Below are 13416 nucleotides of genomic sequence, written 5' to 3' on the forward strand. Positions count from 1 at the left end.
GCCCATCATGACGCGTCGCGCGGCTCCGGTGGCGCTGAACCGCCGGACGGGGCGATCCGGCGCGCCATGTCGGCGGCGACCGCGACCGACTGGGGATCGGCGGCGGTGCCGGCGGCGGAGGGCTCCGGATCCGCGGCGCCGGCCAGCGGCGGGTGGTCGGCGCGCACCTCGGCGGCGACCCGCTGGGTGGTCTCCGCGGCCTGCTCGACCAGCTCGGCCGCCCGCAGCGCCGCCTGCACGTCGCTGCGCGGCGCGCCGCCGGCCAGGTCCTTGGCACGCCCGTGCGTGTCGGTGGCGGCCAGGGCCGCGGCGAAGAGCAGCAGCTGGTGCAGCAGGTACATGTAGAGCAGCAGCCCGATCGTGCCGGCGACCAGCTGGTAGGCCGGGTTGTCCTCGATCCGGGTGATGTAGAGCTTCCCCAGCGTCTTGAGCAGGCCGAGCCCGACCGCGAAGAGCGCCGCCGAGGGCAGCAGCCGGCGCAGCGACATCCGCAGCCGCGGCACGCCGGCCAGCAGCGCCATGCCCAGCACCAGGTCCACGATGCCGGACAGCAGCGTCGACGTGCCCCGCAGCGCCACCCGGACGGGGTCCTGCTCGAAGTCGCCGGCCAGCCAGTACAGCAGCTCCTGGACGCCGGCGAAGATGCCGATCGACACGATCAGCAGCAGGCCGAGCGCCACCAGGACGGCGAGGTCGACGAGCCAGCGCACGAAGTAGTTGCCGGGATGCTCCTGCAGGTGCCACAGGGCGCGCTGCGACGAGCGCAGGTTCTCCACCCAGCCGACGCCGGCGATGATCAGGCCGATCATCGCGATCAGCCCGATCTGCTGGCTGCCGGCGAAGATCTGGTCGGAGTGCAGCTGCGGCAGGTTGACCGCCAGGTAGGCCTGGACCCTGGCGACGACGGCCTCGTTGCCGCCGAGCACCCGGCCGAGGATGAAGAAGGCCACCACGACCATCGCGAAGACGGCGAAGAAGCCGTAGTAGGCGGTCGCGGCGGCGAGGCGGGCCGCGTCGACGTCGAAGTAGCGCTCCTGGGCCCGCCACACGTGGTCGAACGCGCGGGAGCGCCGGCGGCCCCCGGCCACCGCCTTGTCGAAGCCGGCCTCCAGCCGGTCCAGCAGGCCCACCTCTCTATCGTCGCTGATCGACCGCGGACCGGCGCGGCGACAGGCGGTACTGCGCGTACGGCTGCCATCGACCGCTCTCGTCGTGCTCGAAGAGCGCGAACCCGTCCACGTCGAAGACCGCCTCGTAGCCGGCGAGGTCGGCGAAGGCCGCGTCGAGCCGCTCCGGCGCCACGTTGTGCGCGACCGTCACGTGCGGGTGGTACGGGTACGACGCCGCCGCCTCGATCTCGGTCGCCGCCTGCACCGCCTCGTGCAGCCGCTCGCACTCGCCGATGCCGGCGGCGACCGCCACGAAGACGACCTGCGTCAGCGGGCGGAACGTGCCGGTCCCGCGCAGCCGCACGGTGAACGCCGCGTGCCGCCCCGCGACCTCCGTGAGGTGCCGGTCGATCGCGGGCAGGTCGGCGGCGGCCACGACGGTGGGGCCGAGCAGGGTCACGTGCGCGGGCACGTGCGCCGCGGCGGGGTCGCCCGCGGCGAGCCGGGCGGCGGTCAGCTCGCTGCCCCACGGGTCGGGAAGGTCGATCGCGACGCCGATGGTGGTCTGCTCGCGAGCCACGTCAGTGCGCAGCACCCGGTGCGAGGAACCCGATCCGGTCGTAGACCGTGCCGAGGGTGGCAGCGGCGACCGAGCGGGCCTTCTCGGCGCCGATCGCGAGCAGCTTGTCCAGCTGCGCCGGGTCCTCCAGGTAGGCGTTGGTGCGCTGCTGGATCGGGCGCAGGAACTCCACCACGACCTCGGCGAGGTCCTTCTTGAGGTCGCCGTAGCCCTTGCCGTCGTAGGCGGCGACCAGGTCGTCGATGCTCCGGCCGGTCAGCGCCGAGTAGATCGTCAGCAGGTTGGCGATGCCGGGCTTCGCGGCCTGGTCGAAGATGATCTCGCGGCCGGTGTCGGTGACCGCCGACTTGATCTTCTTCGCCGCCTTCGCCGGGTCCTCGAGCAGCTCGACCAGGCCGGCCGCGGTCGACGCCGACTTCGACATCTTCGCGGTCGGCTCCTGCAGGTCGGTGATCTTCGCCGTGTCCTTGATGATGTACGGCGCCGGCACGGTGAACGTCTTGCCGAAGGTGGTGTTGAACCGCTGGGCCAGGTCGCGGGTCAGCTCCAGGTGCTGGCGCTGGTCCTCGCCGACCGGCACCGCGTCGGCCTGGTAGAGCAGGATGTCGGCGGCCTGCAGGATCGGGTAGGTGAACAGCCCGACGCTGGAGCGGTCGGCGCCCTGCTTCTGCGACTTGTCCTTGAACTGCGTCATCCGGCTGGCCTCGCCGAAGCCGGTGATGCAGCCCATCACCCAGCCGAGCTGCGCGTGCTCCGGCACCTGGCTCTGCACGAAGAGGGTGCACCGGTCGGGGTCGAGCCCGACGGCCAGCAGCTGCGCCGCGCTCACCCGGGTCCGCTTGCGCAGCAGCGCCGGGTCGTGGCCGGCGGTGATCGCGTGCAGGTCGACGACGCAGTAGAAGGTGTCGTGCGTGTCCTGCATCGCCACCCAGTTACGCAACGCGCCGAGATAGTTGCCCAGATGGAACGAGTCGGCGGTGGGCTGGATCCCGGAGAGCACCCGAGGACGGTCGGTGCTGACGGACGGCGACATGCGCGTCATTCTGTCAGCACCACTACAGCGGTGGCGCAACCGGGAGCGAGTCATAGCGGTCTTCAACGGTGAGGGGGTGACGGGGTGGGTGAAGAGCTCGAGGCACGCGAGGCCGTCCGTGACGCGTACGAGGCGCATTACCGGCGGCTGGTCGCCGCCCTCTACGCGCTCACCGGCGACCACGCCGAGGCCCAGGACCTGGTCCAGGAGGCCTACGCGCGCGCCCTGGCCCGCCCGCGGCAGTTCCTCGACGTCGCCGACCCGGAGGCGTGGTTACGCACCGTCGCGATGAATCTGGCCCGGACCCGCTGGCGGCGCCGCCGGCTGTTCGACACCCTGGTCCGCAGCGGCCGTGTCGCCCGTCCGGTGGAAAGCGTGCCCGGCGTCGACCCCAACCGGGTGGCGCTCGTCGCCGCCCTGCAGCAGCTGTCGCAGGCGACGCGCGAGACGATCGTGCTGCACCACCTGGCCGACATGTCCGTGCACGAGGTCGCCGACGCCCTGGGCGTGCCCGTCGGCACGGTGAAGGCCCGCCTGTCGCGGGGCCGCGCCATGCTCGCCGCCCTGCTCAGCGACGCCGACCCCGACGCCGCCGGCCCGCGCCGCCGCCCCGCGGTCCTGCCCCAGCGAGACGTCCAGGAGGTGCGCGATGCGCCCTGACCTGGACTTCCGCACCCTCCGCGCGCAGATCGAGTCGGCGACGTGGATGCCCGACTTCAGCCTGCTGTCCCGCCGGGCCGGCCGGGTCCGCATGCGCGACCGGATGGCCGTCGCCGGCGCCCTGGTCGGCACGCTCGCCGTGTTCGCGCCCGTCGCCCTGGCCGGCGTGTTCGGCCGCCCGACCCCGGCCGCCCTCGGCCCCAACCCGGACATCGGCGACCCCTGGAGCCCGCAGCCGTCGGCGTCGGCGCCGGCGAGCGGCACGTTCGAGTCGACCCGGACGATCCGGGCGGCCGCCGGCGACCTGCCCGACGGCGTGGTCGCCGCCGTGGATGTCTGTGTCGAGGTGCCCCAGGCCCGCCGGTGCAACCTCCAGGTGGTCGTGCTGCGGGACGGGTCCGCGCAGCGGCGCGGCCCGTTCCTGATGGACGCGCTGCGGCAGAGCCCGCTGGACAAGCTCGACCACATCGAGCTGGCCCGGATCTCCCCGCAGACGTTCATGCTCAGCGGCGAGGTCAGCGGCGGCTCCCGCACCAGCGTGAAGTTCCGCCTCGACGACAAGCCCGCCACGCCGGTCATCGGGCCCGAGACCCGCGAGGCCCTCGGACCCGCCGACCGGGCGCTCCAGCTCGCCCAGTACGGCGACCTCTTCGGCGTCCGGCAGGACACCGGGGGGCTGAGCCTGCTCGTCGACCAGCCGCCGATGGCCCGCCGGTCCCTGGTGGGCGACGTGCCGATCGCGGCCGGCTGGTGGGTCACCGGTGCGGACATCCACTCCGGCGCGCCCGCTGTCGCGGTCAGCACCGACCAGGGCCGGCACTGGCAGGCCGTCACGCTCCCCGCGCCCACGGGCATCGACGCGCCGACGCTCGTCACGCTCGACGGCGTCACCGCCCACGCGTTCATCCGCTACAGCAAGGGGATCCGGCACTTCCGTACCCGCGACGGCGGCCACACCTGGCAGGAGGTGACCACCAAGATCGAGCTGCCGGCGCCGCTGAACAACGACGGCGCGCTCAACGGCCGCGCCTTCGGCGTGCTGGCGCGCCTCGACCGCTCGCTGGTCCTGTGGGTCCAGGGCGACTCCGAGATCGCCTACCTGCAGAGCATCGACGGGGAGCACTTCGAGATCGTCGCCGGCCCCGGCGGCCCGCTCGACGCGCTCGACAACGGCTACGCCTCGCTCGGCGACCCGCCCAGGCTCTCCCTGGACGGCCGCAACTGGCAGTCCGCCACGCTGTCGGCGACCGTCCTGCCGGACTGACCGCGGGTTCCCGGAAAAGTGGAATTCCCGGGAACCGAAGGAGGCGGCCGGGGATCGTGGCCGGTGTGAGCGAGCTCGAGGGGGTCTACCACGCCTGCTACCGGCGGCTGGTGACGCAGCTCTACGCGTTCACGACCGACCTCACCGAGGCGCAGGACGTGGTCCAGGAGGCGTTCGCCCGCGCCGCCGCCCGGACCGGCGGCTTCACCGGCATCGACAACCCCGAGGCGTGGCTGCGCACCGTGGCGGTCAACGTCGTCCGCCGCCGCTGGCGCCGGCGGAAGCTGCTCGACCTGATCATGCTCCGCGAGCGTGCCGTCCAGCGGCACGTGGAGGCCGGCCCCTCGCCCGAGCGCACCGACCTGACCGACGCCCTCGACGCCATTCCCCGCACGTACCGGGAGGTCATCGTGCTGCACTACTACGCCGACCTCAGCGTCGAGGAGATCTCGGCCACGCTCGGCGTGCCCGGCGGGACCGTCAAGTCGCGGCTGTCGCGGGGGCGGGCCGCCCTCGCCGAACGGCTTCCCGGCTATGCGCCCACGGAGGTGCGTCATGCCTGACGAGCTGGAGACCCTGCTCCGCGCCCAGCGGCTCGACTTCACCCAGCCGCCGCTGGCCGCGATCACCGCCCGGGCCCGCGTCCTGCGCCGCCGCCGGCGCGCCGCCCAGGTGGGGGCGGTCGCCCTGGGGCTGCTCGTCGCCGCGTCGTTCCTGGTCCCGCGCCTGATCCCGCGCGAGGCGCCACCGCCGCAGGTGGCCGCCTCGCCGTCCGCCGCGCCCGGCGCCGTCTACACGGGCGGCGGGATCACGATCAACGGGCTGCCCGCCCTCCCCCGGGACCTCCCCGGGAAGATCCAGGACGCCGAGTTCATCGACGCCGACCGTGGGTTCCTGCTCACGGTCGACTGCGCCGCCGCCTGTACCGCCTGGGTCAACGCCACCCTCGACGGCGGCCGGACGTGGAGCACCGCCCAGGCACCCGGCGCCTTCCGCTCGCCCCCGCGCGGCGCGCTGCCGTCGCTGGTGGTCACCGGGTCGCGGATCACCCTGCTCGGCGCGGACGGCGCCCGGGCCAGCAGCACCGACGGGGCCGACTGGGACACCGACTCCCAACCGGCCACCACCGTCGACGCACTGCCCGGCGACGCCCGCCTGGTCCTGCGCGACGGGCGGCTCATGGCGCTGCTGCACGACGGCACCACGCTGGTGCAGCCGCCCGCCCAGCCGCCGCTCGGGTTGGCGTGGGTCGCTCCCGTACGCGCGGGCGACGGCTCCTGGTGGGTCGGCGGGGCGGACGGCGGCCACCCGGCGGTGGCGGTGTCCCGCGACGGGGGCGTCACGTGGAAGCCGACGACGTTCCCCGGCGGCGGCACGGCCCAGGTGTCGTTCCTCGGCCGGGACGTCTACGCGGCACTGACGGACCCCACCACCACCCCGCCCACGCTGCTGGGCGTCGCCGCGTCCTCCGACGGCGGCGCCGGCTTCGGCCAGCCCCGCCCGCTCACGGCGACCACCATCGGCGGCGACCTGGTCCCGCTGCTGGACGGCCGCCTCGTCATCGTCGACGGCGACAGCCACTGGCTCGTCTCCACCGACCGCGGCGCCACCTGGCAGCGGGTCCAGGGCCTGCACCCGACGAAGCGGCTGTCCCGGACGCAGACCGGCTGGGTCGCCTACGAGATGTCCACGATCTACACCGCGTACTCGGTCGACGGCACCACCTGGCAGAAGCTCGACGCCCAGTAGCGCCCGCCCTGGATAGAGCCCTGTCAGCCCCGGATGAGGTCCCAGGCGTCCTGGACCATCGTCGACAGCTCGGTGTGCCGCGGCGTCCAGGACAACTCCCGCTTCGCCTTGTCGGAGGCGGCGACGAGCCGCTCCGGGTCGCCCGGGCGGCGGGGCGCCATCTCGACCGGGATCGGGTGGCCGGTGACCTCGCGGACCACGTCGACGACCTGCCGGTTGGAGAAGCCGGTGCCGTTGCCCAGGTTGTACACGCGGTGGCCGGGGCCGTCCATGGTCGCGAGCGCCAGGAGGTGGGCCTCACCCAGGTCGGCGACGTGGATGTAGTCGCGGATGTTGGTGCCGTCGGGGGTGTCGTAGTCGTCGCCGAAGAGCTGGAGCTTCTCCCGGCGGCCGAGCGCGACCTGCAGCGCGATCGGGATCAGGTGCGTCTCGGGGTCGTGCCGCTCGCCGATGATCGAGCCGTCCGGGCGGCGCAGCGCGCCGGCGACGTTGAAGTAGCGCAGGCTGACCGCGGAGATGCCGTGGCCGACGGCCTCGCCCGTGAGCGCGTGGTCGGCGGCGAGCTTCGAGGTGGCGTACGGGTTGGGCGGCCGCACCGCGGCGGTCTCCGGGATCGGCACGACGTCGGGGTCGCCGTAGACGTTCGCCGTGGAGGAGAAGACGAGGCGGCGGGTGCCGGCGGCGCGCATGGCGTCCAGCAGCAGCAGCGTGCCGACGGTGTTGTTCTCCCAGTACTTCTCCGGCTTCTGCACGCTCTCGCCGGCGGCGATGAACGCGGCGAAGTGCAGTACGCCGTCGAATCCGGCGTCGCGGGTCAGCACGTCGCCGATCGCGTCGTGGACCCGGCCGCGGACGAAGACGGCGCCCTGCGGCACCGACGACTCGTGGCCGGTGGAGAGGTCGTCGAGCACTGTCACGTCGTGACCGGCGTCGAGCAGCAGTGCGGTGACGACGCTGCCGATGTAGCCGGCGCCCCCGGTGACGAGCAGTTTCACGGCGTTCCTCCAAAAGTCATCAGGAACCAACAAATTTACACGTCAGAGGTGAACGGCATAGTGCCCGGCACCTACAATTTCGGGCATGTCGCAGCATGGCGCCGGGACCTTGCGACAGGCTGTGGCGGGTCTGCTGAGCCGCTTGGCGCACCGGCTGCACACCGCCGACGAATCCACGGACGTCAGCGAGGCGGAGCTGCGCACGCTGATCGCAGGCGGCACCGGCACCGGCCACGTCCGTGAGGTGATGGTGCCGCGGACCGAGGTGCTGTTCCTCGACGCGGGCCTGACGGTCGCCGAGGCGGTGACCGTCGTGCGGGCCACCCGGCACTCCCGGTTCCCGGTGATCGACGGCGACCAGGACGACGTGCTCGGCTTCGTCCACGTGCGCGACCTGACCCTGCTGCCCGCGGTCGACCCCTGCCTGCGGCTGCGGGAGCTGACCCGCGAGGTGAAGCGGCTGCCGGCCAGCAAGCGGGTCCTGGCGGCGCTGTCGGAGATGCGGCGGGAGGGCCACCACCTGGCGGTCGTCATCGACGAGTACGGCGGGACCGCGGGCATCGTGACCCTGGAGGACCTGATCGAGGAGCTCGTCGGCGAGATCCACGACGAGTACGACCTGCCGCCTCTTGAAGAGAAGACCGCCGAGGTCGACGGGCGCCTCAACCTCGCCGACCTCGCGGAGCGGACGGGGCTGACACTGCCCACCGGCCCGTACGAGACCGTGGCGGGCTTCGTGATGGCCCGTCTCGGGAGGCTGCCCCGTTCCGGCGACGAGGTGCGGCACGACGGCTGGCACCTGCACGTCAGGACGGTGGAAGGCCGCCGGGTGGCGCGGGTGTCGGTGATCCGCCCGCGCCAACCGTAAGCGGATGTTCAGCCGGCCTCGATGATCATGCCGGCGCCGACGGTCCGGTTCGTGGCCTCGTCGATGATGATGAAGCCGCCGGTGGTGCGGTTGCGCCGGTACTGGTCGGCGAGCAGCGGCACCGTGGTGCGCAGCTTCACCCGGCCGATCTCGTTGAGGCCGAGCGACGTCGCCGACTCGTCGCGGTGCAGCGTGTTCACGTCCAGCCGGTACTGCAGGCCGCGGATCACGGTGCGGGCCGAGCGGGTCGTGTGCTTGATCGAATACTTGGCGCCGACGGTCAGCGGGCGGCTCTCGTCCATCCAGCAGATCATCGCCTCGATGTCCTGGGCGACGGCCGGCGCGTTGTTCGGCCGGCAGATCAGGTCGCCGCGGGCGATGTCGATCTCGTCCGCGAGCCGGATCGTCACCGACATCGGCGGGTACGCCTCCTGCAGCGGCCCGTCGGCGGTCTCGATGTGCGTGATCTTCGTTGTGAAGCCGGACGGCAGGACCATCACCTCGTCGCCGGGCTTCAGCACGCCCGAGGCGACCTGGCCGGCGTAGCCGCGGTAGTCGGCGACCGTGGTCGACTGCGGACGGATCACGTACTGCACCGGGAACCGCACGTCGACCAGGTTGCGGTCCGAGGCGATGTGCACGTGCTCCAGGTGGTGCAGCAGCGACGGCCCCTCGTACCACGGCATGTTCTCCGACCGGCTGACGAGGTTGTCCCCGTGCAGCGCCGAGATCGGGATGACCGTCAGGTCGGGCGCCTCGAGCTTCGCCGCGAACGACGTGAACTCGTCGGCGATCCGCTCGAAGACCTCCTGCGAGTAGTCGACGAGGTCCATCTTGTTCACGCAGAGCACCAGGTGCGGCACGCGCAGCAGCGAGCACAGGAAGGCGTGCCGCCGGGACTGCTCGACCAGGCCCTTGCGCGCGTCGACCAGGATCAGCGCCAGGTCGGCGGTGGAGGCGCCGGTGACCATGTTGCGCGTGTACTGGATGTGCCCCGGCGTGTCGGCGATGATGAACTTCCGCCGCGGCGTCGCGAAATACCGGTAGGCCACGTCGATCGTGATGCCCTGCTCGCGCTCGGCGCGCAGGCCGTCGGTCAGCAGCGCGAGGTTGGTGTACTCGTCGCCACGCGAGCGCGACGTAGCCTCGACCGCCTCCAGCTGGTCCTCGAAGATCGCCTTCGAGTCGTAGAGCAGCCGGCCGATCAGGGTCGACTTGCCGTCGTCGACGGAGCCCGCCGTCGCGAACCGCAGCAGGTCCATCTGCCGCTGGGCGGGCGTCTCAACAACCGCGGTCATCTTAGAAGTACCCCTCACGCTTGCGGTCTTCCATGGCCGCCTCGCTGACCTTGTCATCGCCGCGGGTCGCGCCGCGCTCGGTGATACGGGTCGCGGCGACCTCGTCGATCACCTTGTCGATCGTGTCCGCGTCGCTGCGGACCGCCGCGGTGCAGGAGGCGTCGCCGACGGTGCGGTAACGGACCCGCTCCACGAACGGCTTCTCGCCGGACTTCAGCGGCAGGAACTCGTTGATCGCGTAGAGCATCCCGTTACGGTCGACGACCTCGCGGTCGTGCGAGTAGTAGATGTCGGGCAGCGGGATGCCCTCGCGGGCGATGTAGTGCCAGACGTCCAGCTCGGTCCAGTTGGACAGCGGGAAGACGCGGATCGACTCGCCGGGCGCGATGCGGGCGTTGTAGAGCGCCCACAGCTCGGGCCGCTGGTTGCGCGGGTCCCACTGGCCGAAGTCGTCGCGGAAGCTGAAGACGCGCTCCTTGGCGCGGGCCTTCTCCTCGTCGCGGCGGGCACCGCCGAACAGCGCGTCGAAGCGGTACTTCTCGACGGCCTCCAGCAGGACCGGCGTCTGGATCCGGTTGCGCATGCCGTCGCCGGACTCGCGCACCAGGCCGCTGTCGATCGCCTCCTGGACGCTCGCCACGATGAGCTGCACGTTGAGCTCGCCGACGCGGCGGTCCCGGTACTCGAGAACCTCGGGGAAGTTGTGCCCCGTGTCGACGTGCATGACCGGGAACGGGATCCGGCCGGGCGCGAACGCCTTCTCCGCGAGGCGGAGCATGACGATCGAGTCCTTGCCGCCGGAGAACAGCAGGACCGGTCGCTCGAACTCGGCGACCACCTCACGCATGATGAACAGGCTCTCGGCCTCGAGAGCGTCCAGATGCGAGACGCGGTAGGGCGCGCGGCTCATGGTTGGCGGAAACCTTTCCCTAGGAAGCGACGGACGCGCTGATCGCGGCCAGCAGCTGAGGCGCCAGTGCCTTCCGACACACCACCAGGTCAGGCAGCCGTGGGTCGGGCTGGTTGTATTCCAACGTAGTCCCGTCGATCCGGGAAGCGTGCAGACCCGTGGCGACCGCCACAGCGACCGGTGCGGCGGAGTCCCACTCGTACTGACCGCCGGCGTGGACATAGGCGTCGACGGCGCCGTCGATCACCGCGGCGATCTTCGCGCCGGCGGATCCCATCGGCACCAGCTCGATCGGCAGCCGCTCCGCGAGCGCGGTCAGCAGCGCCGGCGGGCGGGTCCGGCTGGCCGCGAGGCGGATCGGCTCGCCCTGCACGCCCGGCATGGGCGGGAAGGGCGGCGGGGCGTCGGTGCCGAGCACGCAGTGCTGCGCCGGGAGGGCGACCGCACCGGCCAGGAGCCGGCCCCAGCCGGCGGCGCGCTGCGGCTGCGGGGTGCCGTCGCCGGCGTACTCGGTGATCCGCGCGGACGTGCGGCCCCACAGGGCGACGTGGACCGCCCAGTCGGCGCGGCCCTCCTCGCCGAACTCGCGGGTGCCGTCGAGCGGGTCGACGATCCAGACCCGGTCGGCGTTCAGCCGGGTGGCGCTGTCGGCGCCCTCCTCGGACAGGACCGCGTCGGCGGGGCGCCAGCGCTCCAGCTGCGCCACCAGCAGCTCGTGCGACTGCCGGTCGCCGGCCTTGCGCAGGGCGGCCGGGTCGGCGTACCCCATCTCCTCGCGGAGTTTCAGCAGCAGGTCGCCGGCGCGCTGGGCGAGCCAGCGCGCGAACCCGCCGTCGGTGGCGGGTGGCAGATCGGTCATCAGTACGCTCCAGCCCCTCGGGTCACCGCGCTCAACGTCCGCAGCATGATCACCAGGTCGAGCGACAGCGACCAGTTCTCCACATACTGCAGGTCGAGGCGGACCGCTTCGTCCCACGATAGGTCCGACCGGCCGGACACCTGCCAGAGGCCGGTCATCCCGGGCCGCACGGCCAGCCTGCGCCGGGCGTCGTCCGGATACACGGCGACCTCCTCCGGCAGCGGCGGGCGCGGCCCGACCAGTGACATGCTGCCTCCGAGCACATTGAGCAGCTGGGGCAGCTCGTCGAGCGAAAACTTGCGCAGAAACCGTCCGACGCGGGTGACCCGTGGGTCGTTGCGCAGTTTGAACAGCGCGCCGTCGACTTCGTTGAGGTGCCGGAGCTCGGCGAGGCGGGCTTCGGCGTCCGTGTGCATGGTGCGGAACTTGACGATCACGAACTCACGACCGTCTTTTCCAACCCGTACTTGACGAAACAGTACCGGCCCTTTGGACTCCGCGCGAACCGCGAGCGCCAGACCAGCCAGAAGGGGACTCAGCACGACCAGCAGGACTACGGCGCCGACCCGGTCGACGACCGCCTTCAGCACGCGCCGCGCGCCGGTCAGCGTGGGGTGCTCGACGTGCAGCATCGGCAGGCCGTCGACGGGCCGGATGGTCGTCCGGCTGCCGGCCACGTCGATCAGTGTGCTGGCCACGATCAGGTCGATGTCGTCGCGCTCCAGGCGCCACGCGAGCCGGCGCAGGGCGTGCCCGTCCAGCTCCGGGCACGACAGCACCAGCACCGTGTCGGCCCGGGCCCGGCGCACCGCACCGGCGATCTCGTCGAACGTGCCCAGCACCGGCACGCCCGGCACGCTGCCCTCCTCGGCGAGGCAGGCGCCGACGACCTTCAGCCCGTGATACCGCTCCCGGCACAGCTGCGTGGTCATCGCCTCGACCGCCAGCCCGTGCCCGACCACCACGACCCGCCGCATGCAGGCGCCGCGCGTCTTGCGGGCCCGGTGCAGCAGCTGCCGCAGCACGAACCGCGACACCAGGCAGCCCGACGTGACCAGCGGCAGCGCGACCGCGAACCAGCCGCGGGCGATCTGGATCTCCGCGGCGTAGGCGCCGACGATTGTCGCGGCGGTCAGCCCCAGGCCGGCGCGCAGCACCCGCTGGTATTCGTCGGTGCCGACGAACAGGTACCGCTTCTCGTACGCGCGGTTGGCGGCGAGGGTGGCGGTGAAGGCGACCGGCAGGAGCGCGGACAGCAGCGCGTAGCGGGTGTTGTAGTTCGTCAGCACCGAGCCGAACCGCACCTCGAACGCGACCAGGCCCGCGAGCACCCCGATCACCGAGTCGATCAGCAGCAGGGTCCGCAGGTAACGCCCCTCCCACGCCCAGCGGGCCCGGTGCCGCGGCGTCCTGGCCGGCTCGAGGTGCTCTTCCTGCGGTTTCGTCGCCGGTACGAACGTTGCCGCCCCTCCGACGGCATCCTCGACGGCGGCCTCGAGCTGGGCCGACACTAGGGCGGGCGGGACCGGTGGGCCGGGGGCCGGCGACACGGGGGCGGCGGCTGTGCGGGCGGCGGCCGACGGGAGGCGTTCGGGGTGCCCGGCGCGGCGGCCGGTGGTGGCACCCATGGGGCTGGGCCGGCGCCGTACCACCTGACGCTCGACGGTCTCCGTGCGCTGGACGGGTTCTGTGCGCTGGACGGGTTCTGTGCGCTGGACGGGCTCTTTGGCCACCGCGGGCGGCGGCGCTGCGGCCGGTGGCGTGGACTGCAGGGCGTTGCTCTGGCGTTCGGGGCGCCGCAGGCCGCCGGAGCGCTCCTGGCGCGCACCTCCCGGCCGCTCCTCCCACCGCAGGCCGGCGCGGTGCTCACGCCGCTGGACGGCGCCGGTGCGCTCCTCGCGGCGCAGCGCGTTCGTGCGCTCCTCGCGGCGCAGGCCGCCGGGGCGGTCCTCGGGGCGGAGATGTGCCGGGCGGTGGAAGCCATCCCGCGCTCGCCCGCTGTCGACCGCCACGCACGCCTCCTTGAGTCCGCCTTCTTTGCAAAAGGTGCGACTTGGAGTACAACGTGCAACTCGGACATGCGTCACGGCG

Annotated in this window: 13 protein-coding genes; 5 read left to right on the forward strand and 8 right to left on the reverse strand. The window is 72.6% G+C overall.

The genetic code is table 11. The features are described from left to right. Nucleotides 1-5 precede the first annotated feature (5 nt). From ABD332_RS21805 to trpS, 3 genes are read right to left on the reverse strand one after another with little or no spacing between them, the layout of a single operon-like run. Nucleotides 6-1130 carry a YhjD/YihY/BrkB family envelope integrity protein gene (locus tag ABD332_RS21805; RefSeq protein WP_344503852.1) on the reverse strand — a complete coding sequence of 375 codons (1125 nt, stop codon included), beginning with the start codon at nucleotides 1128-1130 and terminating at the stop codon, nucleotides 6-8. 4 nt (nucleotides 1131-1134) lie between these two features. After that, entirely contained in the window at nucleotides 1135-1704 is a 570-nt protein-coding gene (locus ABD332_RS21810) for a 2'-5' RNA ligase family protein (RefSeq protein WP_344503853.1), read from the reverse strand. Further along, nucleotides 1691-2722: a tryptophan--tRNA ligase gene (trpS, locus tag ABD332_RS21815; protein WP_344503854.1), complete on the reverse strand. Its 1032-nt coding sequence runs from the start codon at nucleotides 2720-2722 to the stop codon at nucleotides 1691-1693. Before trpS ends, ABD332_RS21810 begins: the two co-directional genes overlap by 14 nt. An 84-nt stretch (nucleotides 2723-2806) precedes the next feature. On the opposite strand from trpS, the gene ABD332_RS21820 reads away from it, so the two are divergent. From ABD332_RS21820 to ABD332_RS21835, 4 genes are all read left to right on the forward strand, one after another. Next, entirely contained in the window at nucleotides 2807-3382 is a 576-nt protein-coding gene (locus ABD332_RS21820; protein ID WP_344503855.1) for an RNA polymerase sigma factor, read from the forward strand. Further along, nucleotides 3372-4646 carry a sialidase family protein gene (locus ABD332_RS21825; RefSeq protein WP_344503856.1) on the forward strand — a complete coding sequence of 425 codons (1275 nt, stop codon included), beginning with the start codon at nucleotides 3372-3374 and terminating at the stop codon, nucleotides 4644-4646. The genes ABD332_RS21820 and ABD332_RS21825 overlap by 11 nt, the downstream gene beginning before the upstream one ends. A gap of 65 nt (nucleotides 4647-4711) precedes the next feature. After that, nucleotides 4712-5209, forward strand: coding sequence for an RNA polymerase sigma factor (locus ABD332_RS21830; protein ID WP_344503857.1), 498 nt, complete (start codon nucleotides 4712-4714; stop codon nucleotides 5207-5209). Then, nucleotides 5202-6395 (forward strand): sialidase family protein, encoded by a 1194-nt coding sequence (locus ABD332_RS21835; RefSeq protein WP_344503859.1) that lies wholly within the window; start codon nucleotides 5202-5204, stop codon nucleotides 6393-6395. Before ABD332_RS21830 ends, ABD332_RS21835 begins: the two co-directional genes overlap by 8 nt. Before the next feature lie 23 nt (nucleotides 6396-6418). On the opposite strand, the gene galE is transcribed toward ABD332_RS21835, so the two are convergent. Then, the gene (gene galE, locus ABD332_RS21840; protein ID WP_344503860.1) at nucleotides 6419-7390 is read right to left on the reverse strand and encodes a UDP-glucose 4-epimerase GalE; all 972 of its coding nucleotides are present in this window, start codon (nucleotides 7388-7390) and stop codon (nucleotides 6419-6421) included. A gap of 85 nt (nucleotides 7391-7475) precedes the next feature. On the opposite strand from galE, the gene ABD332_RS21845 reads away from it, so the two are divergent. Continuing rightward, nucleotides 7476-8258 (forward strand): hemolysin family protein, encoded by a 783-nt coding sequence (locus ABD332_RS21845; RefSeq protein WP_344503861.1) that lies wholly within the window; start codon nucleotides 7476-7478, stop codon nucleotides 8256-8258. Between the two features lie 8 nt (nucleotides 8259-8266). On the opposite strand, the gene cysN is transcribed toward ABD332_RS21845, so the two are convergent. From cysN to ABD332_RS21865, 4 genes are read right to left on the reverse strand one after another with little or no spacing between them, the layout of a single operon-like run. Continuing rightward, nucleotides 8267-9556: a sulfate adenylyltransferase subunit CysN gene (gene cysN, locus ABD332_RS21850; RefSeq protein WP_344503862.1), complete on the reverse strand. Its 1290-nt coding sequence runs from the start codon at nucleotides 9554-9556 to the stop codon at nucleotides 8267-8269. A 1-nt stretch (nucleotide 9557) separates the two neighbouring features. Then, nucleotides 9558-10466: a sulfate adenylyltransferase subunit CysD gene (cysD, locus tag ABD332_RS21855; protein WP_344503863.1), complete on the reverse strand. Its 909-nt coding sequence runs from the start codon at nucleotides 10464-10466 to the stop codon at nucleotides 9558-9560. A 19-nt stretch (nucleotides 10467-10485) separates the two neighbouring features. Beyond that, nucleotides 10486-11325 carry a 3'(2'),5'-bisphosphate nucleotidase CysQ gene (locus ABD332_RS21860; RefSeq protein ID WP_344503864.1) on the reverse strand — a complete coding sequence of 280 codons (840 nt, stop codon included), beginning with the start codon at nucleotides 11323-11325 and terminating at the stop codon, nucleotides 10486-10488. Continuing rightward, nucleotides 11325-13337 (reverse strand): sugar transferase, encoded by a 2013-nt coding sequence (locus ABD332_RS21865; protein WP_344503865.1) that lies wholly within the window; start codon nucleotides 13335-13337, stop codon nucleotides 11325-11327. Before ABD332_RS21865 ends, ABD332_RS21860 begins: the two co-directional genes overlap by 1 nt. Nucleotides 13338-13416: the final 79 nt, after the last annotated feature.

Origin of the sequence: Dactylosporangium maewongense, from assembly GCF_039531485.1 — a bacterium.
In the GTDB taxonomy this organism is placed as follows: domain Bacteria; phylum Actinomycetota; class Actinomycetes; order Mycobacteriales; family Micromonosporaceae; genus Dactylosporangium; species Dactylosporangium maewongense.

What these genes read in the sequence shown, in the direction of transcription:
- ABD332_RS21860 (WP_344503864.1), bottom strand. Translation starts at nt 11,325, where the DNA reads ATGACCGATCTGCCACCCGCCACCGACGGCGGGTTCGCGCGCTGGCTC.
- ABD332_RS21825 (WP_344503856.1), top strand. Translation starts at nt 3,372, where the DNA reads ATGCGCCCTGACCTGGACTTCCGCACCCTCCGCGCGCAGATCGAGTCG.
- ABD332_RS21845 (WP_344503861.1), top strand. Translation starts at nt 7,476, where the DNA reads ATGTCGCAGCATGGCGCCGGGACCTTGCGACAGGCTGTGGCGGGTCTG.
- ABD332_RS21835 (WP_344503859.1), top strand. Translation starts at nt 5,202, where the DNA reads ATGCCTGACGAGCTGGAGACCCTGCTCCGCGCCCAGCGGCTCGACTTC.
- trpS (WP_344503854.1), bottom strand. Translation starts at nt 2,722, where the DNA reads ATGTCGCCGTCCGTCAGCACCGACCGTCCTCGGGTGCTCTCCGGGATC.
- cysD (WP_344503863.1), bottom strand. Translation starts at nt 10,466, where the DNA reads ATGAGCCGCGCGCCCTACCGCGTCTCGCATCTGGACGCTCTCGAGGCC.
- cysN (WP_344503862.1), bottom strand. Translation starts at nt 9,556, where the DNA reads ATGACCGCGGTTGTTGAGACGCCCGCCCAGCGGCAGATGGACCTGCTG.